This window comes from Streptomyces sp. NPDC034049, assembly GCF_055575575.1.
The window spans coordinates 370,607-391,363 of record NZ_JBVISJ010000002.1 but is presented as its reverse complement, the minus strand read 5'-3'; the positions used below and the strand labels follow the sequence as shown (position 1 = coordinate 391,363).

Below are 20,757 nucleotides of genomic sequence, written 5' to 3'. Positions count from 1 at the left end.
ATCGGCAGCGTCCACCAGCGTAGAACCTGGCTCGGAGACCGGGCTTGTGAGGTAAGGCTCAGTTCGCCGGCCCCGAGTTGTCCACACCCCTGGTCGCGATCTATCGCGAGTGGGTACGCTGCTGCCGTGGACCTTCACAAGCGCCCCACCCAGGAATCGCCGTTGTCCGCTGCCGAGCTGCGCGCCTCCGACGCCGACCGCGACCGGATCGCCGACCTCCTGCGCGACGCCCTCGCCGAGGGCCGCCTCACCGCGGACGAGCACGCCGAGCGCGTCGAGGGCGTGCTCGCCGCCAAGACGGTGGGCGAGCTGGACGTCTTCGTACGGGACCTGCCGGCCGGTCAGGCCCGCAAGGCCGGGCCGGTGTATGTGCCGCCCGTCTCCTCCGTGCCCAACCGGCCGACGCCCGGCGCCATCCCGATCGACCCCGACGACCGGCTGGTCGCCGTCTTCAGCGCCTCCACGCGCAAGGGCCGCTGGCGGCCCGGCCGCCGGATCCACGCCTACGCGATATTCGGCAGCGTGGAGCTGGACCTGAGCGAGGCGCTCTTCGAGCATCGCCAGGTGATGATCAAGGTGATCTCGGTCTTCGGCAGCGTCGAGATCCGCGTCCCGGAGAACGTCTCGCTGCGCGGCAGCGGCGCCGGTGTCCTCGGTGACTTCGCGGTGGACGCGCTGGACTCGGAGGAGACGGACGCCCCCGTGGTCTATGTGGACGGACTGGCCGTCCTCGGGAGCGTCGAGGCGAAACCCAAGCGGGGCAAGGTGATCGCCGATCTCCTCGGCCGGGTCACCGACCATGTCGCTCGCAAGGTGGACGATCATTTGCGCAAACGTCTGGATCGTTGACGCTTGTGAATCGACCACGTCCGGACAGACCCCGAAGGGATCCGGTCCGGTTGTGACCACACGGTGTTGACAACGAATTCCAGCGGTTCGGGACTCAGTGCATAGGCCCGCGCACAGCGGGTAGGCCTTGCTGCATCGTCTCTCGCTCGCGAAGCCGTCGTCAGGAGTAGACCGTGCTGCATCCGCCGCATTCGTCCCTGCAGGTCGCTGCTGTTCCGCCCCAGCGGGTGCCAGTGCGAGACAGGGATCAGGACGCCCCGTGGCACACGGAGGCCGTGTGCCGGCGTGACGAGGCCGGGCTGTTCTTCGCCCCCTCCAAGGAACCCACCGCGTCCCGGCTCTCCCGAGAGGAAGCCGCCAAGCGTGTCTGTGCCCGCTGTCCCGTCATGGTCGAGTGCCGGGAACACGCACTCCTGCAACCCGAGCCGTACGGCGTCTGGGGCGGCCTCACCGCGGCCGAACGCCGCGTGGTGCTGGCCCGCAGGCGCCGCAGGGACGTCGAACTGCAGAAGGCCGCGCGGGCCAACGGGACGATAGCGGCGGCGGGTTAGCCCGCACCGCCGACCCGGCCTCGCACACCCACCGGACAGGGCGCCCTCTCCGCACAGGAGGGCGCCCTGTCCGCTGCGGCCCGCCGGGGGCGCGGGGAACTGCGCGACCGGCCACGCACGACGCGCAGTCGACGGACGGTCGAGGTACCCCACTCCTTCGGTTTGACCGGCGGAGCTACTTGGCCTTCTCGAAGTCGATGGAGCTGTAGGCCCGCAGCTTGCTCAACCGGTGCGTCGAATCGATCCGTCGCACCGTCCCCGACTTCGACCGCATCACGATCGAGTCGGTGGTCGCGGTCTCCGACCGGTACCGCACGCCGCGCAGCAACTCGCCGTCGGTGATCCCCGTGGCCACGAAGAACACGTTCTCCCCGGACACCAGGTCGTCGGTCGTCAGTACCCGGTCGAGATCGTGCCCCGCGTCGATCGCCCGCTGCCGCTCCGCGTCGTCCTTCGGCCACAACTTGCCCTGGATCGTGCCGCCGAGGCACTTCACCGCGCAGGCCGAGATGATGCCCTCGGGCGTACCGCCCACGCCGAGCAGCAGATCGACACCCGTGCCCTCGCGCAGCGCCAGGATCGAGCCCGCGACGTCGCCGTCGGAGATCAGCTTGATCCGGGCGCCGGCCTCCCGGATCTCCTTGATGATCCCCTCGTGCCGCGGCCGGTCGAGGATGACCACGGTCACATCGTCCGGCGCGGACCGCTTGGCCTTGGCGACCCGGCGGATGTTCACGGAGACCGGCGCGTCGATGTCGACGAAGTCGGCCGCCTCGGGTCCGGTGACCAGCTTGTCCATGTAGAAGACGGCCGACGGGTCGAACATCGTGCCCCGGTCGGCCGCCGCCAGCACGGCGATCGCGTTCGTCATGCCCTTGGCCGTCAGCGTCGTACCGTCGATCGGGTCCACGGCGATGTCGCACTCCGGGCCGGTGCCGTCACCGACACGCTCGCCGTTGAAGAGCATCGGGGCCTCGTCCTTCTCGCCCTCCCCGATCACGACGACACCGTTCATCGACACGGTGGAGACGAGGGTCCGCATGGCGCGCACGGCAGCTCCGTCCGCCCCGTTCTTGTCCCCGCGGCCGACCCAGCGGCCCGCGGCCATCGCGGCCGCCTCGGTCACCCGTACGAGCTCCAGGGCGAGGTTGCGGTCGGGGGCCTCGGAGGGGACTTCGAGCTCGGACGGCAGATGATGGTTCTCGGTCATCGGAGCGCACCTTTCTGATACGACGACGGCCGGATGAGGGTTCCGCTCGACTCTATCGTCAGTTCGACAGAATGAGCAGGGGACCCCACGGATGAGCAGACCGGGGCACCTGCGACGATGAGGGCGTGGCAGGTACGAAAGGCAAGCAGACCGTTCGCGACATGGTCCTCTCCCTCGGACTCATCATGCTGGCGGCGTGGGTCATCTATCTCTTCATCCCCCATGACGAGACCGAGCAGGAGCCCAAGCGCGTCGACTACCGCGTCGAACTGCTGACGGCACGTCGCGCGGCCTCCTACCCGGTGGCCGCGCCCGAAGGTCTGCCCGCCGCCTGGAAGGCAACCTCCGTCCGCTTCCAGGGCGACGAGTCCGACCACTGGCACCTCGGGTTCCACGACCCCGAGGGGCAGTACGTGGGGATCGAGCAGTCCGCCGAGAAGCCCTCCCGGTTCATCGCGGACGCCACCCAGGACGCGAGGAAGACCGGGACCACGCAGGAGATCGGCGACGAGACCTGGGACCGGTACGAGGGGGACCGCTACGACGCCCTGGTCCTCGAGGGCGCGAATTCCACCACCGTGGTCACCGGCTCCGCGTCCTTCGCCCAGCTGACGAAGATGGCCGAGGCGCTCAGGACGGAGTGACCGCGCGTGCGGTGAACGTGCGACGGGCCCCGGCGAGTTCGCCGGGGCCCGTCGTGGTGTGCGGTGGGACTCAGACCGTGGTGACGACGTGGTCGAAGTCCAGGCGCGGGGAGCGCGGGTGCGACGCGCCCTCGCCGGGCCTGCCGATGTTGACGACCATCAGCGGCGTGTGGTCGTCGTCCAGGAACTCCTTCTGGACACCGGCGAAGTCGAAGCCGGTCATCGGGCCGGCGGCCAGGCCCGCGGCGCGGACGCCGATGATGAAGTACGCGGCCTGGAGGGCGGCGTTCATGCCGGCGGCGGACTCACGCGCCGCGCGCTCGGCGAAGAAGAGGTCCTTGGCCTGCGGGAACGCCGGGAAAAGGGTCGGCAGTTCCTCGTGGAACTCGTTGTCGGCGGCGAGGATCGCGACCAGCGGGGCGGCGGCCGTCTTGGCCTGGTTGCCCTCGGCCATGTGCGGCACCAGACGCTCACGGGCCTCGGCGGAGCGGACCAGCACGATCCGCAGCGGGGTCTGGTTGAAGGCGGTCGGACCGTACTTGACCAGGTCGTAGATCGCCTGCACCTGCTCATCGGTCACCGGCTCGTCGGTGAACGTGTTCGCGGTGTGGGCCTCGCGGAACAGCAGGTCCTGGGCGGCGGGGTCGAGAACGAGGGACATGGAACAACCTTCGTGCGATGGGTGCGGTGCGGGGGTGTACGTCATCGACCGTACGGGATTGAATTTCAACTTTCAACTAAAGTGGGCGTTGGTTGCGCACGTCACAGTGGCTCGTGGGAGTGCGGTGCGAGATGCGAGGGGGTGTGGCGACGGGCCGGAGAGGGCGAGGGTCAGCCGGCGGTGGTGCCCCGCCCGGGCCGCTCCGCCTCCTCTGCCGCGTCCTCCTCGGCCAGCGCCGCGTCCAGCCGGGCCCGTGCCCCGTCCAGCCAGCGGCGGCAGACCCTGGCCAGCTCCTCGCCGCGCTCCCAGAGCGCGAGGGACTCCTCCAGCGTCGTACCGCCCGCCTCCAGGCGCCGCACGACCTCGATCAGCTCGTCCCGCGCCTGCTCGTACCCGAGGGCGCGGTCGGCCTCCGAGACCCCGGCGGCCTCGGTCGTCCCCTCGGCCTCACTCACGTTGCTGGTCATGCGGCCCACCTTATGCGTCCCCTCCGACAGTCCCGGTCCCGTCGACGGTGCCCGCTCCGTCGACCCGGACGACGAACTCGCCCTCGGCCACCCGCGCCCGCAACGACTCCTCCGGCCCGACCTCGCCGGGAGCACGGACCACATGCCCGTCCGCCTTCTGCAGCACCGCGTACCCCCGCTGGAGCGTCGCCGCGGGGGAGAGGGCCACCACCCGCGCGTGCGTGTGCGTCAACTCCGAGGAGGCACGGTCCAGATGGTGCCCGAGGCAGCGGCGCCCCCGGTCGAGCAACGACGCCACATGGTCGGCGCGCTCGTCGATCATGCGGTGCGGATCCTCTATCGAGGGGCGCGCCAACGCATGGGCCAGCCCCCGCTCCTCCCGCTCCACCAAGGCCTGCACGCACCGCCGCGCCCGGTCCCGCAGCCACCGCACACGCTCGTACTCCTCGCCCACGTCCGGTACGACCTTCTTGGCCGCGTCGGTGGGCGTGGAGGCGCGCAGGTCCGCCACATAGTCCAGCAACGGCGTGTCCGGCTCGTGCCCGATCGCCGACACCACCGGCGTACGACAGGCCGCCACCGCCCGTACGAGCTGCTCGTCGGAGAACGGCAGCAGGTCCTCCACGCTGCCGCCGCCGCGCGCCACCACGATGACGTCCACGCCCTCCAGCGCGTCCAGCTCCTTCACCGCCTGCACGACCTGCGGGACCGCGTGCACCCCCTGCACGGGGACGTTGCGCACCTCGAAGCGGACGGCCGGCCAGCGGTGCCGGGCGTTCTCCAGCACGTCCCGCTCGGCGGCCGAGGCGCGGCCGCACACGAGGCCGATGAGCTGCGGCAGGAAGGGCAGCGGCTTCTTCCGCTCGGGCGCGAACAGCCCCTCGCTCGCCAGTGACTTCTTCAACTGCTCCAGCCGGGCCAGCAGTTCACCGACCCCGACCGGCTTTATCTCGGTGGCCCGCAGCGACAGCTGCCCGCGGGGCGCGTACCACTCGGGCTTCGCCAGGACGACGACCCGGGCGCCCTCGCTCACCACGTCGGCCACCGAGTCGAACACCTGGCGATAGCAGGTCACGCCCACGGAGATGTCGTGCGAGGGGTCCCGCAGCGTGAGGAACACGACGCCCGCGCCCGGTCGCCGCGACAGCTGGGTGATCTGCCCCTCGACCCACACTGCTCCGAGCCGGTCGATCCAGCCGCCGATGAGGCGGGAGACCTCGCCGACGGGGAGGGGGGATTCGGCGGATGTGTTCAGAGCCATGCGGCTGAGCGTAGTGGGGGGCGCCGACAAGGCCGCCTCGTGGACCAGGCCCTGCGCGCCTGAGAAGCACGGGGCGCAGCCCCTGCTTTTCAGGGGCGCGGGGAACTGCGCGGGCAACCACGAACCACCCGCACCCGCCGACGCACCCGAACCCCCACCCCAAGCCGCGCCCCCATCGGCGAAGGCCCCGCCCGGGGACCCCCTACGATGGAAGACATGACCGCTTCGCCTGGCCGCCGCCGTGTCCTCCTCGCCGCCCCGCGCGGCTACTGCGCGGGTGTCGACCGCGCGGTGATCGCCGTCGAGAAGGCCCTGGAGCAGTACGGGGCCCCGATCTACGTCCGCCACGAGATCGTCCACAACAAGTACGTCGTGCAGACGCTGGAGAAGAAGGGCGCCATCTTCGTCGAGCAGACGGAGGAGGTCCCCGAGGGCAACATCGTGATGTTCTCGGCGCACGGCGTCGCCCCGACCGTCCACGACGAGGCCGCCCGCGGCAAGCTCGCCACCATCGACGCGACCTGCCCGCTCGTCACCAAGGTCCACAAGGAAGCGATCCGGTACGCCAAGGAGGACTTCGACATCCTCCTGATCGGGCACGAGGGACACGAAGAGGTCATCGGCACCTCGGGCGAGGCGCCGGACCACATCCAGCTGGTCGACGGCCCCGAGGACGTCGCCAAGGTCGAGGTCCGCGACCCGTCCAAGATCGTCTGGCTCTCGCAGACCACGCTCTCCGTCGACGAGACGATGGAGACGGTCGGTGCGCTCAAGGAGAAGTTCCCGCTGCTCGTCTCGCCGCCCAGCGACGACATCTGCTACGCCACGCAGAACCGCCAGCTCGCCGTGAAGCAGATGGGCGCCCAGGCGGAGCTGGTCATCGTGGTCGGTTCACGCAACTCCTCCAACTCGGTCCGGCTCGTCGAGGTCGCCAAGCTCGCCGGCTCCCGCGAGGCGTACCTCGTGGACTACGCCAGCGAGATCGACGAGGCGTGGCTGGAGGGCGTGGAGACCGTCGGCGTCACCTCGGGCGCCTCGGTGCCGGAGGTCCTCGTCGAGGAGGTCCTGGAGTGGCTGTCCCAGCACGGCTTCGAGGACGTCGAACTGGTGAAGGCCGCCGAGGAGTCGATCACCTTCTCCCTGCCCAAGGAGCTGCGGCGCGACCTGCGCGAGGAGGCGGCCTCCCTGGTCGCCGAGCGCACCGGCCCGGGCGCCTGAGCGTCCGACCCCGCGTGTACGGCCCCGGAACGTGAAGGTTCCGGGGCCGTAGCCGTGCGGGCACGTGAGGATTCCGGCCCCCGTCGGCTACCGGCCCCCTCGCGAACGTGACTGTCAGTCGTACGACGTAACGTAGGGCCATGCACATCTTCGGCGTGGACATCGGTGGTTCGGGGATCAAGGGTGCCCCCGTGGACCTGGATCTGGGCGACCTGGCGGACGAGCGGCACAAGGTGCTGACCCCGCACCCGGCGACGCCGGACGCGGTGGCCGACGGGGTCAAGGAGGTCGTCGACCACTTCGGCTGGACCGGCCCGGTCGGCATCACCTTCCCCGGTGTGGTCACGGGCGGTGCCACGATCCGTACGGCGGCCAACGTCGACAGGAGCTGGATCGACGTCGACGCGCGTGCCCTGCTCGGTGAGCGGCTCGGCGGCCTGCCGGTGACCGTGGTGAACGACGCGGACGCGGCGGGTGTGGCAGAGGTCCAGTTCGGCGCGGGGCGCGACCGGCAGGGCACGGTCATCCTGCTCACCTTCGGCACGGGCATCGGCAGCGCGGTCTTCTCCGACGGCGTCCTCGTCCCCAACACGGAGCTGGGCCACCTGGAGCTGCACGGCCACGACGCCGAGACCCGCGCCTCCACCAAGGCCAAGGAGGACCACGACCTGACCTGGGAGCACTGGGCCAAGCGCGTCACCAAGTACCTCGGCCACGTCGAGATGCTCTTCTCACCCGAACTCTTCATCATCGGCGGCGGCGTCAGCCGCAAGTCCGCGAAGTTCCTCCACCTCATCGAGGACATCAGGGCGGAGATCGTCCCGGCCCAGCTCCAGAACAACGCGGGCATCGTGGGCGCGGCGATGCGGGCGGCGAAGCGCGGCTAGGGGCCGGCGCGGTTCGGTTGCGTTGTCGGCTGCCGGCCCGGTGGGGCTTCTCGCGCAGTTCCCCGCGCCCCTGAAAGACCAGGCCCTGCGGGCCTGGAAGACCACGGTCCTGCGGGCCTGGAAAGCGACGGGGCTGCGCCGCTGAAAAGCACAGGGCGCAGCCCCTGCTTTTCAGGGGCGCGGGGAACTGCGCGAGAAGCCCCGCGCACCCGCACCCGCACCCGCACCCGTACGACGGCCTCTCGCGACCCTTCGCGCGGAGCGCCCGCTACCCCCGGGGCTACCCCCGGGGCACGGTACGGCGCGGCTGGGCCGGAGGCCGTGGCGCCCGGGGCCCGACCGGCCGGTGGTCGTACGATCCCGGCCCACCAGGCGCTGCTCCCCGCCCCTGCCCACCGACCCGAGCCCGCCCCTCCCGGCCCACCAGGCGCTGCTCCCCGCCCCTGTCCATCTCCCGCTCGGCGGCCCGGCGGGCCATCAGCCGCAGCTTGCGCACGGTCACGATGACGCCGGCGACGAGGGTGCCGCCGTAGAGCCAGCCGGCCTGCATGGCGAGGGCGGTGACCAGGGCCATCAGATGCCCCCCGAGGCCGCCTTCGCCCTCGGCGAGCGGCGGCAGCCCGACCGCGAAGGCGATCGGCACGACGACGGGCGCGCTCGCCAGGTCACCGCGCCGCACCCACACCGCGCCCAACGCGCTGACCAGCAGGAACAGCACCCCGTACACGGCGGCGGAGGCGCCGAGGAGCAGCCGGTCGAGCCCGGCCAGCACGAACATGGACACCCCGCAGAACAACCCGCAGCCCAGCCCGGTGAGGCGCGGGTTGGGCATCCGGCGCACGGCCCGCGCGACGTTCCGCACGGCTCGGACCGAGGGCGGCACGGGCCCGCGCGCGACCGGAGCACGACGTGGCACGCCCGCGCCGGGGACCCGGCCCCCTCTGCCCGCCTGCGGCGGAAGGGGCGAGGCGCCGCGCTGCGGCCCGGTGCGTCGGGGATGCGGGGGGTGCGTCCTCTGCTGGTGCTCCACTCGTCCAACTTAGGTCGGTTAATGTGCCGAATGGGTTCACAGACACGCCGTCGAGCGGACCTTGGCCAAGCGTTCGATACCTCGCCGGGTCGGGTGCCGGTACGCCGTAAACTGGGGGATCGGCCGGCCTTCCGGCCGCTGGGGCACGATCCGCCGGACAGGCTCCGGGCCGGCCCCAGGCCCAGCCGCTCCAGCCCCGGCCGCCTGGCCCTCCTACGTACGGGAAGTCGCAAACGTGTCGCTCACGATCGGAATCGTCGGTCTGCCCAACGTCGGCAAGTCGACCCTGTTCAACGCCCTGACCAAGAACGACGTGCTGGCGGCCAACTACCCGTTCGCCACGATCGAGCCGAACGTCGGTGTCGTGGGCGTCCCGGACGAGCGCCTGACCAAGCTCGCCGAGATCTTCAGCTCGCAGCGCGTCCTCCCGGCGACCGTCGACTTCGTCGACATCGCGGGCATCGTGCGCGGCGCCAGCGAGGGCGAGGGCCTCGGCAACAAGTTCCTCGCCAACATCCGCGAGTCGGACGCGATCTGCCAGGTCATCCGTGCCTTCCAGGACGAGAACGTCGTACACGTCGACGGCAAGGTCTCGCCCAAGGACGACATCGAGACGATCAACACCGAGCTGATCCTCGCCGACCTCCAGACCATCGAGAAGGTCCTGCCGCGCCTCCAGAAGGAGTCGCGCATCAAGAAGGACATCGCGCCGAAGGTCGCGGCCGTCGAGGCGGCCAAGGAGATCCTGGAGAAGGGCGACACCCTGTTCTCGCAGGGCATCGTGCAGGGCTCCGGCAACGAGGAGCTCCTCCACGACCTGCACCTGCTCACCACCAAGCCGTTCCTGTACGTCTTCAACGTCGACGAGGACGAGCTGACCGACGAGGACTTCAAGAACGAGCAGCGCGCCCTGGTCGCCCCCGCCGAGGCGATCTTCCTCAACGCCAAGCTGGAGGCGGACCTCGCCGAGCTGGACGAGGCGGACGCGATGGAGCTCCTGGAGTCGGTCGGCGCGGAGGAGCCTGGCCTCGCCACGCTCGCCCGCGTCGGCTTCGACACCCTCGGCCTCCAGACCTACCTCACCGCCGGTCCCAAGGAATCCCGCGCCTGGACCATCAAGAAGGGCGCCACCGCCCCCGAGGCCGCCGGCGTGATCCACACCGACTTCCAGAAGGGCTTCATCAAGGCCGAGGTCATCTCCTTCGCCGACCTGGTGGAAACCGGCTCGGTCGCCGAGGCCCGCGCCAAGGGCAAGGCCCGCATGGAGGGCAAGGACTACGTCATGCAGGACGGGGACGTCGTCGAGTTCAGGTTCAACGTCTGAACGGGTGACCTGACGCCACGTCACTGGCGCCAAGCGCGCAGGCCGGAAGGGGCCGGGCTCAGGGGAGCCCGGCCCCTTCCGCTGTGTGCGCGGCACCTCGATGGGGACGCGGGACCTTCGAGGGGCGGTCTTCGGCTGTTTTGTGTCGGGAACGTACGGGTTTGGGGTGTCGATCTCCCGGGGTGGGCAGTTCTTCGGCAGATCGGCAGATCGGCAGATCAGGCTGCACATCAGGCTGGGGAGGGGGACCACATGTGGGTGGCATGGGCGATTCTCGGTGTGTTCGTCGTGTTCAACGGTGAGTTCCGGGTGCTGGCGATCGCCGCCGGAGCGCTGTTGCTGTGGGTCGGGCACAAGCGCGGCAACATGCTGCTGACGGCGCTCGGCGCGGGGTTCCTCGCGCTGATGCTGTACGCGGCGTACTGACCCCACCCCGGCTCCCGCCGGTCCCGCGGTCCTCAGGCCCCCGCCAACCCCGTCTTCACACCCGCGCCGCACAGCGGCACCACCGCCGTGCGCGACCCCAGCGCTCCGTCCCGCACCGCCGCCCAGCAGGCCACGCCCGTGGACTCGACGTACAGGCCGCGGGAGGCCAGGTCGCGTTGGGCGTGGCGGATCTGGTCCTCCGTCACGGTGAGGAAGGCGCCGCCCGAGTCGCGCACCGCGCGGAGGATCTGGCGGGCCCGGGGCGGGCGGGGGATGGCGATGCCCTCGGCGAAGGTGGGTGCCGTGGGAGTCGTCCCGACGAGGTCGTCGGCGCCCTCGGTCCAGGCATGGGCGAGCGGCGCCACGGCGGCCGACTGGACGGCGTACAGGGCGGGGCGGCGGTCGATGAGGCCCGCCGCGTGCAGTTCCGCGACGGCCAGGGCCGCGCCCAGCAGCAGCGTGCCGTTGCCCACCGGTACGACGATCACCTCGGGAAGGCGGCCGCCCAGGTCCTCCCACAGTTCGTGGACGTATGTCTTGGTGCCGTGCAGGAAGTACGGGTTGTAGACGTGCGAGGCGTAGAAGACGCCGTCCTCGTCCGCCGCCTCGCGGGCCACCCGGGCCGTGGCCTCGCGGTCGCCGTCGACGAGGTGGAGCTGCGCGCCGTGCGCCCCGATCTGCTCCAGCTTCTTGTCCGACGTGCCGGCCGGGACGTACACCGTGCAGGGCAGCGCGGCCCGTGCGCAGTAGGCGGCGACCGCCGTGCCCGCGTTGCCGCTGCTGTCGGCGATCACCTGCCGGGGGCCGAGCCGTAGCGCCAGCTCGGCGAGGAGCACCGCGCCCCGGTCCTTGAAGGACAGCGTCGGCATCAGGAAGTCGAGCTTGGCCCGGATGCCCTCCCGCAGTTCGACGAGCGGGGTCCGGCCCTCGCCCAGCGACACCGTCGGCGACGTCAGGGGGAGGCATTCCGCGTACCGCCAGAGCGAGTTCACCCGGCCGGAGAGGGACTTCAGCGAGGCCGGTGTGGGTGCGAAGTCCAGGTCCAGGGGGCCGCGGCAGGCCGGGCAGCACCAGGCGAGGGAGGCGGCGGCGACGCGCGTGCCGTCCGTCGGGCAGAAGCGATCCGGCAGAGGGGTCATGAACGCAGGTTAGTTCGAGCGGGGGCGCTCGGCAGGGGTGGCCGGGCGGAGAGAGGAGGGGGTGGCGGTCGCCCACCGCGCCTTCCGGCCCGCCCGGCGTATCGCCCGACCCCGTCCCCCGCTTACCATGCGCCCAGTCGTACGTCAGTTCCCCTTCGGTTCGGCGCAAGGAGCATCCGTACCCGTGGCCACGCCCCCGCCCTTCGGGCCTCAGCAGCCGCCCGAAGGTGGCCCGTTTCCGTCGCCTGGGCAGCCGCCGGCGGGCGGTGGCGGGCAGCCGTACCCGTACGGGGCGGGCGCCGAGCCCTGGGGGCGGGCCTGGGGGCAGCCGTATCCGGCCTGGGGGTCCACCCCACCGGTCAACGGGCTCGCGATCACCGCCTTCGTGCTCGGTGTGCTCTGCTTCCTGCCCGGGATCGGGCTGGTGCTCGGCGTCGTCGCGCTGGCGCAGATCAGGAAGAGGGGCGAGCGCGGCAGGGGCATGGCGGTGGCCGGAATCGTGCTGTCGACGGTCGGCGCGCTGCTGATCACCCTCGCCTGGACCACGGGCGGCGCGCGGGACGCGTGGGACGGCGTCCGTGACGCGGCGCAGGGCGCGGGCGGCACTTTCTCGGTGGCGAAGGGCGAGTGCTTCGACTCGCGCACCGGAACCCTGGAGGGGTACGCGTACGACGTCGACATCGTGCCGTGCGGCGGTGAGCACGACGCCGAGGTGTTCGCCAACTTCCCCGTGCCGGGCGACGACCGCGCGGACGGTGACTATCCGGGCGACGACGCGATGGCCGAGGTCGCCGACGACCGGTGCTACGAGCTCTCGGAGGCGTACGCGATGGACGCCTGGGCGCTCCCGGCCGAGGCCGACGTCTACTACTTCACGCCCACGCGCGAGAGCTGGCGGTCCGGCGACCGCGAGATCACCTGCATGTTCGGCAACGTGGACCCCGAGGCCGGCCTGACGGGCTCGCTGCGGCAGGACGCGACGACCCTCGACGACGACCAGTTCGCCTTCCTGGAGGCCGACGCGATCCTGAACGACGCCTTCGACTCGATGCCGGAGACGACGTACGTCGAGGACGACCTGGCCGGGCACAAGGAGTGGGCGCCGGAGGTGGCCGACGCCCTGGACCGGCAGGCGACCGCCCTGCGCGCACACGACTGGGACCCCGCCGCCGAGGAGGCCGTCTCCGAGTACGCCGACGCCCTGGACGAGGCGCGCGAGGAATGGGACGCGGCGCACGAGGCGAGCGACGCCGAGGACTTCGACGAGCACTGGGACGCGGCGCACCGGCAGACGGACGGCACCCTGGCCATCACCGCGCGCAAGGCTCTGGGGCTGGCCACCGGACCGCCGGCGGGCGACGACGGGGACACCGGCGGCGGCGACGGCGAGGAGGGGCCCGGCGCGGAGGTGTGACGGCGTCCATAGTGGGGAGAAAGTGCCTGCGTAAAGCCCTCACCGGGCACATGTCATCACATCGAGTGATTCTCTGGCCTTTGCTTGCATGGCCGAACCCACGGTTGCCACGCTGTTGCTGTCTGTACATCCAGATGGGAGCGGCCAGTGACTTTCGGTGAGCAGCCGGCGTACTTGCGTGTCGCGGGTGATCTCCGCAGGAAGATCGTGAACGGATCGCTGCCGCCGCACACCCGCCTTCCGTCCCAGGCCCGTATCCGCGAGGAGTACGGCGTCTCGGACACGGTCGCGCTGGAGGCCCGCAAGGTGCTCATGGCCGAGGGGCTGGTGGAAGGTCGCTCGGGGTCGGGCACCTATGTGCGGGAGCGGCCGGTGCCGCGCCGGGTCGCCCGTTCCGGGTTCCGGCCCGCCGGGGGTGCCACGCCCTTCCGGCAGGAGCAGGCCGACGCCGCGGCGCGCGGCACCTGGGAGTCGCGCAGCGAGCAGGTCGAGGCGGGACGGACGGTCGCCGAGCGGCTCGCGATCCAGACCGGCGACCGCGTGATGTGCACCCGGTACACCTTCCGGGACGCGGGGGAGACGATGATGCTCTCCACCTCCTGGGAGCCCCTCGCCCTCACGGGCCGCACACCCGTGATGCTGCCCGAGGAGGGCCCCCTCGGGGGTATGGGCGTCGTCGAGCGGATGGCGGCCATCGACGTCGTCGTCGACAACGTGACCGAGGAGGTGGGCGCCCGGCCCGGCCTGTCCGAGGAGCTGCTCGCCCTCGGCGGTGTACCCGGACATGTCGTCCTGGTCGTCCACCGCACCTACTTCGCCTCCGGGCGCCCGGTGGAGACGGCGGACGTGGTGGTGCCGGCGGACCGTTATCAGGTGGCGTACCACTTGCCGGTGAAGTGAGGCCGGGACGCGGCCCGTTCGGACATCCGACGGCATTCGTGTGTAGCGGACGGTGACGGGGGCATGGGTCAAGTGGCCCTTGCCGAAGGGAAGTTGAAACCGTCACCGCCTCGGGTGATCCGGTCCGAACGTAGTTCGAATTCGGTCGTTCTTGGCGACGGGCCGTCATGGCGCCCGGCAGGTGCCCGTTCCGTGCGCAGGGCGCGGGACCGCTGCTCGTCGGAGCGCTGGGGGGTGCGCGGGTGGTGATCGACGGCGCGTTCGACGGGGTGCGCCCCCCTCGTTCTGGCTGGTTGCGTACCTCTTTGTGAGAAGTCGGATTCGCTCCGTGAAGGTTAGGCGTACGCTCGGGCATATGCGGATTGCGGTTTCCTTAGGTGGTGGGGCGCGGCGGCATCCGGGGGCGGGACCTGGAGAGGCCGGGGCGAGAAGGAGCGGTGGGGGTCGATGAACGACGGCACGATCACTCTTCCCTGGCTCGTCATAAGGCAGGACGACAACGGCAATCGCTACCGGGTGGGCAGGTACGCGACGCGCGCCGAGGCACAGCAGATCGCGGACAGCCTCGATGCCCGCGGCCACAAGCAGCTCTACTGGGTCGAACGCATCGGGCAGAACGGCCAGAACGGGATGAGTGTGAGCAAGTGACTCACCCTGCCCGGCGCTCGTGTCCGCTCCCGTAGGCTCCCGCGCATGACCGAACCGATCGTGGTGGTGGGGGCCGCTCTGCTGAGCGGCGGCCGACTGCTCGCCGCGCGCCGCAGCGCACCGCCCGAGTTGGCCGGACGGTGGGAGCTGCCGGGCGGCAAGGTGGAGCCCGACGAGTCCCCCGAGCAGGCGCTCGTGCGTGAGCTGCGGGAGGAGTTGGGTGTCGAGGCGAAGTCCGCGGAGCGGGTGCCCGGTGAGTGGGAGGTGCGGCCGGGCTATGTGCTGCGGGTGTGGATCGCGCATCTGCTGTCCGGTGAGCCCCGGGCGCTGGAGGACCACGACGAGCTGCGCTGGCTGACCGTGGACGAGGTGTGGGACGTCGACTGGCTCGACCAGGATGTGCCGGCCGTGATGGAGGCGGCGCGACTGGCCTGGGGTGACGCAGGCGCGTGATGAGGTGCCGGGTGCGTGTCCACGTCCCGCACCCGGCGCTGAGCCTGTCCGTCCCGTTCGGGAGGGCTCTGCCCCCTGCTGTTTCGTCCCTGTTCGCGCAGTTCCTCGCGCCCTTTCTGGTCCGGGTCGTCGGTTGTGGGTTGTCGGCTCTACGCCGTTCGTGCCACAGTGCGCCCTCGTGCGCGGTACTTCGTGCGGGATATCGGGTATGTGCCCATTAACCCCATGAAACCGGACAGGGTCTGCTTCTGGACTGGGAAGTGATCGGCGTGATCGACAGCGGAGACGACTGCGCCGAGTGGACCTTTCCCGCGCAGCCGGGAGCGGTGCGGGGCGCTCGTGCGGTGGTGCGAGGGAAGCTGCGCGAGTGGGGCCTGGAGGTGCTCGCCGACATCACCGCCCTGTTGGTGAGCGAACTCGTGACCAACGCGCTGCGGCACGCGACCGGACCCATCGGCGTGCGGCTCGTGCGTCCCGCCGACCCCTCCGGGACTCTCCTGGTCGAGGTCTCCGACCCGCTGCCCGACCCGCCGCGTGAACGCGCGGCCGATGTCGACGACGAGAGCGGCCGGGGCCTTCAGCTGGTGGCCTGTTCCTCGCGGGCCTGGGGTACCCGCCCCGGAGAGGCGGGCAAGACCGTCTGGTTCGAGCTGGCGGTTCCCGGCTGAGCGCCTCCGTCGGCGTACGGGGTGAAGGTCCGGATGCACGGCGGGCGTTCACGGCGTACGGGAGGGGGGAGGGGGCGGCTCCCGGGGGCGCGCGTGCGACCGGCTGGTTCAAGCCAGTAGCGCTGGCTGGAGTCTTTGATTCGAGGGGGCAACGCCTGGTTAGAAGACTTGGGAGTATGTCGCAGCCGGTCCAAAAACGATCGGGACTGTGCTGTGATCGTGAACACCGTGTTGCGCGGCGCCGTAGTGCTGGATACTGCGGGCAGCCGCCCCTGGTGACCGAAGCCGGACGCGGTGAGCTGGAGGGGACGGTTCGCGTGAGCGAGATACCAGCGAAGGCCACGAAGTCCACGGGTTCGAGGAACCCGTCGGACCGCGCGAGGCCCGAGGCCGCAGACGATTCAGGCCTGGGCGGAGCCACACGCGACAGCGGCGCCGTGCGCGAGAGCGCGGGCGACGAGCCGAAGAGCGGCGAGCGCACCGGCGCGCGTCGCCCCGGTGTGCGCGGCCACGGCGCGACCGGATCCGCCGGTGACGCGGCTGAATCCGCCGGTGGCCCGGGTGTCATGGGTGGTCACGGGGTCGGCGACCCGATGTGGCAGACCAGCCCGCCCGGCTCCATGTACGACTACATCAAGGTCGCTTCGTTCTCGATCGGTCCTGACGGACTCGTCGACCAGTGGAGTCTGCGGGCCGAGCAGTTGTTCGGTATTTCGGCGGAGCGGGCCGTGGGGATGGACCCCATCGAGGCCTTCGTCGACCCCGATCGGCGTGCCGAGGGCCAGCGGAAGATGGCCGAGGTCCTCGACGGCCGGGAGTGGACCGGGGTGGTCCCCTTCCGTGTGCCGACTCCCGGCGGGGCGGAGGGGCTCGCCGAGGTATATGTGATGCCCACCACCGTGGCCGGTGGCGAACGGGCGGCCGTGTGCATCGTCGTGGACGTCCGGACCCTGCGCCGGATAGAGACCGACCTTGCCGCTTCGCAGGCCATTTTCGGCCAATCCCCGTTCGGGTTCCTTCTGATCGACACCGATCTCCGGGTGCGGCGCGCCAATCAGCGGTTCGCCGCCATCTACGGGGGCGAGGTCGACGACCACCGCGGCCGGGGCGTGCACGACTATCTCCGGTCCCCGGAGGCCGAACGGGTCGAGGCGACCCTGCGCCGGGTCCTGGAGACCGGCGACTCGATCACGGACATGCACATCACCGGCTTCGTGCCCAGCTCCGAAGAGCGCCGCCACTGGTCCGTCAACCTCTACCGCGTGCACAGCGGCACCGGCCGCCCCATCGGCATCGCCTGGCTCGCCATCGACATCACCGCCCGCCGCGCCGCCGCCCGCGAGGCCGCCGCGGCCCGGCGGAATCTCGCCCTCCTCAACGAGGCGGGCTCGCGCATCGGCAACTCCCTCGACCTGGAGACCACCGCCCGCGAACTCCTCGACGTCGTCGTCCCCGGCTTCTGCGACCTGGCCACCGTCGACCTCTACCAGGGCCTGCTGGTGGGCGACGAGACCCCGCCCGGACTCGCCGACGGAAGCGCCGAGCTGCGCCGGGTCGCCTTCGCCAGCGCCGTCTCCGACGCGCCGTTCGTCGGCGGACCCGCCCCCGTGCGCGTCGGGGCCGTCCACCACTACCCGTTCAACTCGGCCTGTTCGGACGCCCTGCGCACCGCGCGCCCCCAGGAGGTGCCCGAGGAGGGCAACCTGATCCAGTCGACGCTCGCCGTGCCGATGGTCGCGCACGACACCGTCGTCGGACTCGTGCAGTTCTCCCGGACCAAGGGCAGCGAGCCCTTCGGCGAGCGCGACCGGGGACTCGCCGTCGAGCTGGCCGCGCGCGCCGCCGTCTGCATCGACAACGCGCGGCTGTACCGCCGCGAGCACGAGCGCGCCCTGATCCTTCAGCGCTCCCTGCTGCCGCCGGGCGACCCCGAGGCCTCCGGGCTGGACATCGCCTGCCGCTATCTGCCGGGCAACGCGGCCACCGAGGTCGGCGGAGACTGGTTCGACGTCATAGAACTCCCCGGCCACCGCACGGCACTCGTCGTCGGCGACGTGATGGGCCGCGGACTGCGGGCAGCGGTGGCGATGGGTGAACTTCGTACGGCTGTCCGTACGTTGGCCCTGCTGGACCTGGAGCCCGCCGAGGTCCTCTCGGCGCTCGACGAGATCGCCCGTGGCCTCGGCACCCCCGGCGGCGTCCAGTCGACCTCGCGCACCGCCGCCAGCCGGCCCAGCGACAAGGACCTCTCCGAGGTCTACCTCGCGACCTGCGTCTACGCCGTCTACGACTCGGTGACCCGCCGCTGCACCTTCGCCAACGCCGGCCATCTGCCGCCGGTGCTGGTCGAGCCGGGCGAGAGCGCGCTGATGCTCGACGTACCGCCCGGCATGCCGCTCGGGGTCGGCGGCGAGCCGTTCGAGGAGGTGGAGGTCGAACTGCCCGAAGGGGCACTGTTGGCGCTCTACACGGATGGACTGGTCGAATCCCGCGATCACCCCCTCGACGAGGGCCTCCAGGCGTTCGTCGGCGCGCTCACCGACCCCGGTCAGCCGCCGACCACGCTCCGCGCGGACACACCCCGGTCCCTGGAGGACGTCTGCGACCACGTCCTCAACACCCTCGACACCCACCACGGCGAGGACGACATCGCGCTGCTGATGGCCCGTGTGCAGGGGCTGCCGGAGGACTCCGTCGGCGACTGGACCCTGCCGCGTGAGCCGCGCAGCGTGGGGCGCGCCCGGGAGTACGCACGCGGGCGACTGCTGGCGTGGGATCTGGAGCCGCTCGTCGACACGGCGGAACTGCTGGTCAGCGAGCTGGTCACCAACGCGCTGCGGTACGGCGAGGGCGAGATACGGCTCCGGCTGCTGCTGGACAGGACGCTGGTGTGCGAGGTGTGGGACGCCGGGCTCGTGCAGCCGCGCCGGCGTCGCGCCCGGGACACGGACGAGGGCGGACGGGGGTTGCAGCTGGTCGGGCTGCTCTCCGCCGCGTGGGGCTCGCGCCGGACACCTCGCGGCAAGACGGTGTGGTTCGAACTGCCGCTGCCGGGCGGGGAGCACGGCCTGACGGATCCGGCGGAGGCGTTGCTCAGCTTGTTCTAGGGCCGGTTGGGGAGAGGGGGCGGCCCGCCGTTCAGCGGCGGCCGCTCGTCGCTCTGCGGGCCCGGGTGGCCGTTCCGCCGTAGCAGGCGGGGCCTCGTGGGTCCGTCCGGCCGGTGTCCTCGGCGGGTTCGCCGAGGATGATGCCGCCCAGGAGGGCTCCGGCGAGTCCGTCGCCGACGGGGCCGCCGTACGGGTTGCCGTACGCCCGTACGTCCTGCTCGGCCAGGCCGCGGGCCTCCGCGGCGAGGGTGTCCGCGCGGTGGGCGTGGTCGGCGCTCTCGTCCTCTCCGGCGAGCCCCAGGTGCCGTTCCGCCTCCGCCAGCCGGATCCTGGCCCGGACGCCCACCGCCGCCCGGTGCGTGGTGATGAAGTCGGCCGCGACCGCGACGGCGCTGCGGGACGGCAGGAGCCGGCGGCCCTGGCGGCGCAGGACGTCCAGGGGGTCGTCGTACGGGCCCGTGTACGGGGCGCCCTGCTTCGCGAGCTCGGCGGCGCGGGTCAGCTCGGCGGCGAGCCGCTCCACTCCGGTCACGAACAGGTCCGCCTGGTGGATCGCGCCCTCGGCGGCCCGTAGGTGCACAGCCGCGGTGTCCAGGTCGCCGGGGTAGGCGGACTGCCGGGCCCGGTTCAGCTCGGTGGTCGCGAAGACCAGGCGGTCCTTGGCCTGCTCGACGTGGCCGGCGACGGGGAGGGAGGCGGCCGGGGCGTAGGTGTCGTGCAGGGCGGTGAGGATGCCGGCCGCGGTCGCCGTACGACCGGTCAGCTCACGGAAGCGGGTCTCGGCGCACTCCAGGGCGGGGGTGATGTCCCGCTCCAGGGCCCGGAGTTGATCGAAGGCGGGGGTCGCGGTGTCGAGCCGCCGCTGTGCCGTCGTGCACCGGGTGAGGATCTCCTCCAGCAGTGCGCGCTCCTCGTCGGGCGACAGCGTTTCGCTCTCCTCCTCCAGCCGCAGGCCCGCTCCGAACGCGGCCACCAGTTCGCCACGCGCGTCCGTCAACGCCTCCACGAACGGCCGCACCGCGTCCCGCGCCGCGGGCGTCTCCGCGAAGGGCTGAGCCGGATCGAGCACGAACGGCCGGGCCGCACGCGAGCCGAGGGAGCCGGCCGCCGGGGGTTCCGCCGCGTCAGACTCGTCGGCGTCGGGCTTCTCGACGTCGGGCCGGTCGAGGCCGGACTTCTCCATGTCCGGCCTGCTCGCAGCCGGCCGGTCCGTGGGCGGCTGGTCCGTGTCGGGTTTGTCGGGGCCCGGGGGGACCACGCCCGACTCGGTCGTATCCGGCTGGTCCGCGTCCGGTCGGGGCTCGCGGTGATCCGGGGCGGCCTCCGGGGACGGCTCGGCCTCGGCGGGGCCCGGTTCCTCACCCGCGGGTGGCGTGGTGGCGCGGTGGCCCGGGCGAGCCGCCGCGAAGCCGAGTTCCTCGGTGCTGGTGCGGACGCTGTCGTCGGTTTCGACGAGCAGGCGCCGGGCGCGGTGGCGCAGGTCGGTCAGCGGGGTGGTGGGGGCTTCGAAGCCGCCGGTCGGGGTCGTGCGCAGCCGGGCGCGGCGTCTGCGTCGTACGAGGGAGTACGCGGCGACGGCGACGGCCGTGCCCGCGGCGGCCACCGGCAGGACCAGATCCGAGCCGGAGCTGTCGTCGGCCGGAGCCGCGATCCCCTCGGTGGCCGTCGCGGGCACGGCGAGCCGGGTGGGGGCGGCGGGCGCGGGCCGAGCGCCGACGGGCGGGCCCATGACCCGGACCACGGACCGCTCGGCGGTGTGCGGGGCCGTGGGCGGCCCCTCGGCGGCCGTCCGCGTCGCCGTGGGCAGCAGGAGCCACGCCAGGGCCACGAGCCCCCCGAACGCGGTGTGGGCCACGCGCACGGCTATGTGGGACGTGGCCCCGCGCGCTCGGCTCCTTCT

At 71.8% G+C, this 20,757-nt stretch carries 20 protein-coding genes; 13 read left to right on the top strand and 7 right to left on the bottom strand.

Translation table 11 applies throughout. The features are described from left to right. Nucleotides 1-126: 126 nt before the first annotated feature. Together ACZ52C_RS06560 and ACZ52C_RS06555 are read left to right on the top strand one after the other, a co-directional pair. Nucleotides 127-849, top strand: a complete 723-nt coding sequence (locus ACZ52C_RS06560; protein ID WP_469073696.1) for a DUF1707 SHOCT-like domain-containing protein — start codon at nt 127-129, stop codon at nt 847-849. Nucleotides 850-1,022: 173 nt separating this feature from the next. Further along, nucleotides 1,023-1,400, top strand: coding sequence for a WhiB family transcriptional regulator (locus ACZ52C_RS06555; RefSeq protein ID WP_041669242.1), 378 nt, complete (start codon nt 1,023-1,025; stop codon nt 1,398-1,400). Between the two features lie 175 nt (nt 1,401-1,575). Here ACZ52C_RS06555 and glpX read toward each other — a convergent pair whose 3' ends face one another. Continuing rightward, nucleotides 1,576-2,610, bottom strand: a complete 1,035-nt coding sequence (glpX, locus tag ACZ52C_RS06550; RefSeq protein WP_033531799.1) for a class II fructose-bisphosphatase — start codon at nt 2,608-2,610, stop codon at nt 1,576-1,578. A 125-nt stretch (nt 2,611-2,735) separates the two neighbouring features. Here glpX and ACZ52C_RS06545 point away from each other — a divergent pair, with 125 nt between their 5' ends. Then, the gene (locus ACZ52C_RS06545; RefSeq protein ID WP_469073695.1) at nt 2,736-3,254 is read left to right on the top strand and encodes a DUF4245 domain-containing protein; all 519 of its coding nucleotides are present in this window, start codon (nt 2,736-2,738) and stop codon (nt 3,252-3,254) included. A gap of 70 nt (nt 3,255-3,324) precedes the next feature. Here the strand turns inward: ACZ52C_RS06545 and ACZ52C_RS06540 are convergent, their stop codons facing one another. From ACZ52C_RS06540 to xseA, 3 genes are all read right to left on the bottom strand, one after another. After that, complete coding sequence (locus tag ACZ52C_RS06540) at nt 3,325-3,915, bottom strand: malonic semialdehyde reductase (RefSeq protein WP_469073694.1); 591 nt, start codon at nt 3,913-3,915, stop codon at nt 3,325-3,327. A 170-nt stretch (nt 3,916-4,085) separates the two neighbouring features. After that, complete coding sequence (locus ACZ52C_RS06535; protein WP_469073693.1) at nt 4,086-4,382, bottom strand: exodeoxyribonuclease VII small subunit; 297 nt, start codon at nt 4,380-4,382, stop codon at nt 4,086-4,088. A 10-nt stretch (nt 4,383-4,392) separates the two neighbouring features. Then, a complete protein-coding gene (gene xseA / locus ACZ52C_RS06530; protein ID WP_469073692.1) occupies nt 4,393-5,643 on the bottom strand; it encodes an exodeoxyribonuclease VII large subunit in 1,251 nt (416 codons plus the stop codon). Nucleotides 5,644-5,850: 207 nt separating this feature from the next. On the opposite strand from xseA, the gene ACZ52C_RS06525 reads away from it, so the two are divergent. Beyond that, complete coding sequence (locus tag ACZ52C_RS06525) at nt 5,851-6,861, top strand: 4-hydroxy-3-methylbut-2-enyl diphosphate reductase (RefSeq protein ID WP_469073691.1); 1,011 nt, start codon at nt 5,851-5,853, stop codon at nt 6,859-6,861. 140 nt (nt 6,862-7,001) lie between these two features. Next, entirely contained in the window at nt 7,002-7,748 is a 747-nt protein-coding gene (ppgK, locus tag ACZ52C_RS06520; RefSeq protein ID WP_469073690.1) for a polyphosphate--glucose phosphotransferase, read from the top strand. Nucleotides 7,749-8,028: 280 nt separating this feature from the next. On the opposite strand, the gene ACZ52C_RS06515 is transcribed toward ppgK, so the two are convergent. Next, the gene (locus tag ACZ52C_RS06515) at nt 8,029-8,610 is read right to left on the bottom strand and encodes a DUF6542 domain-containing protein (protein ID WP_469073689.1); all 582 of its coding nucleotides are present in this window, start codon (nt 8,608-8,610) and stop codon (nt 8,029-8,031) included. Nucleotides 8,611-9,013: 403 nt separating this feature from the next. Here ACZ52C_RS06515 and ychF point away from each other — a divergent pair, with 403 nt between their 5' ends. After that, nucleotides 9,014-10,102 carry a redox-regulated ATPase YchF gene (ychF, locus tag ACZ52C_RS06510; RefSeq protein WP_329898204.1) on the top strand — a complete coding sequence of 363 codons (1,089 nt, stop codon included), beginning with the start codon at nt 9,014-9,016 and terminating at the stop codon, nt 10,100-10,102. A 258-nt stretch (nt 10,103-10,360) separates the two neighbouring features. After that, nucleotides 10,361-10,528 carry a hypothetical protein gene (locus ACZ52C_RS06505; RefSeq protein ID WP_469074192.1) on the top strand — a complete coding sequence of 56 codons (168 nt, stop codon included), beginning with the start codon at nt 10,361-10,363 and terminating at the stop codon, nt 10,526-10,528. A gap of 32 nt (nt 10,529-10,560) precedes the next feature. Here ACZ52C_RS06505 and ACZ52C_RS06500 read toward each other — a convergent pair whose 3' ends face one another. Further along, nucleotides 10,561-11,667 carry a threonine synthase gene (locus ACZ52C_RS06500; protein WP_060883431.1) on the bottom strand — a complete coding sequence of 369 codons (1,107 nt, stop codon included), beginning with the start codon at nt 11,665-11,667 and terminating at the stop codon, nt 10,561-10,563. 184 nt (nt 11,668-11,851) lie between these two features. Here ACZ52C_RS06500 and ACZ52C_RS06495 point away from each other — a divergent pair, with 184 nt between their 5' ends. The 6 genes from ACZ52C_RS06495 (at nt 11,852) to ACZ52C_RS06470 (ending at nt 18,857) form a co-directional block, all read left to right on the top strand. Continuing rightward, complete coding sequence (locus ACZ52C_RS06495) at nt 11,852-13,081, top strand: DUF4190 domain-containing protein (protein ID WP_469073688.1); 1,230 nt, start codon at nt 11,852-11,854, stop codon at nt 13,079-13,081. A 147-nt stretch (nt 13,082-13,228) separates the two neighbouring features. Beyond that, nucleotides 13,229-13,981 carry a GntR family transcriptional regulator gene (locus ACZ52C_RS06490; protein WP_469073687.1) on the top strand — a complete coding sequence of 251 codons (753 nt, stop codon included), beginning with the start codon at nt 13,229-13,231 and terminating at the stop codon, nt 13,979-13,981. A gap of 447 nt (nt 13,982-14,428) precedes the next feature. After that, nucleotides 14,429-14,629 (top strand): SPOR domain-containing protein, encoded by a 201-nt coding sequence (locus tag ACZ52C_RS06485; protein ID WP_469073686.1) that lies wholly within the window; start codon nt 14,429-14,431, stop codon nt 14,627-14,629. A 45-nt stretch (nt 14,630-14,674) separates the two neighbouring features. After that, the gene (locus ACZ52C_RS06480) at nt 14,675-15,082 is read left to right on the top strand and encodes a (deoxy)nucleoside triphosphate pyrophosphohydrolase (protein WP_045559144.1); all 408 of its coding nucleotides are present in this window, start codon (nt 14,675-14,677) and stop codon (nt 15,080-15,082) included. A gap of 260 nt (nt 15,083-15,342) precedes the next feature. Further along, a complete protein-coding gene (locus tag ACZ52C_RS06475) occupies nt 15,343-15,750 on the top strand; it encodes an ATP-binding protein (RefSeq protein ID WP_469073685.1) in 408 nt (135 codons plus the stop codon). Between the two features lie 317 nt (nt 15,751-16,067). Further along, on the top strand, nt 16,068-18,857 hold the full coding sequence (locus ACZ52C_RS06470; protein WP_469073684.1) for a SpoIIE family protein phosphatase: 2,790 nt from the start codon (nt 16,068-16,070) through the stop codon (nt 18,855-18,857). Nucleotides 18,858-18,888: 31 nt separating this feature from the next. Here the strand turns inward: ACZ52C_RS06470 and ACZ52C_RS06465 are convergent, their stop codons facing one another. Continuing rightward, complete coding sequence (locus tag ACZ52C_RS06465) at nt 18,889-20,712, bottom strand: hypothetical protein (RefSeq protein ID WP_469073683.1); 1,824 nt, start codon at nt 20,710-20,712, stop codon at nt 18,889-18,891. Nucleotides 20,713-20,757: the final 45 nt, after the last annotated feature.

Coding starts and splice junctions, on each gene's coding strand:
- xseA (WP_469073692.1), bottom strand. CDS start 5,643: ATGGCTCTGAACACATCCGCCGAATCCCCCCTCCCCGTCGGCGAGGTC.
- ACZ52C_RS06540 (WP_469073694.1), bottom strand. CDS start 3,915: ATGTCCCTCGTTCTCGACCCCGCCGCCCAGGACCTGCTGTTCCGCGAG.
- glpX (WP_033531799.1), bottom strand. CDS start 2,610: ATGACCGAGAACCATCATCTGCCGTCCGAGCTCGAAGTCCCCTCCGAG.
- ACZ52C_RS06525 (WP_469073691.1), top strand. CDS start 5,851: ATGGAAGACATGACCGCTTCGCCTGGCCGCCGCCGTGTCCTCCTCGCC.
- ACZ52C_RS06535 (WP_469073693.1), bottom strand. CDS start 4,382: ATGACCAGCAACGTGAGTGAGGCCGAGGGGACGACCGAGGCCGCCGGG.
- ACZ52C_RS06480 (WP_045559144.1), top strand. CDS start 14,675: ATGACCGAACCGATCGTGGTGGTGGGGGCCGCTCTGCTGAGCGGCGGC.
- ppgK (WP_469073690.1), top strand. CDS start 7,002: ATGCACATCTTCGGCGTGGACATCGGTGGTTCGGGGATCAAGGGTGCC.
- ACZ52C_RS06500 (WP_060883431.1), bottom strand. CDS start 11,667: ATGACCCCTCTGCCGGATCGCTTCTGCCCGACGGACGGCACGCGCGTC.
- ACZ52C_RS06485 (WP_469073686.1), top strand. CDS start 14,429: ATGAACGACGGCACGATCACTCTTCCCTGGCTCGTCATAAGGCAGGAC.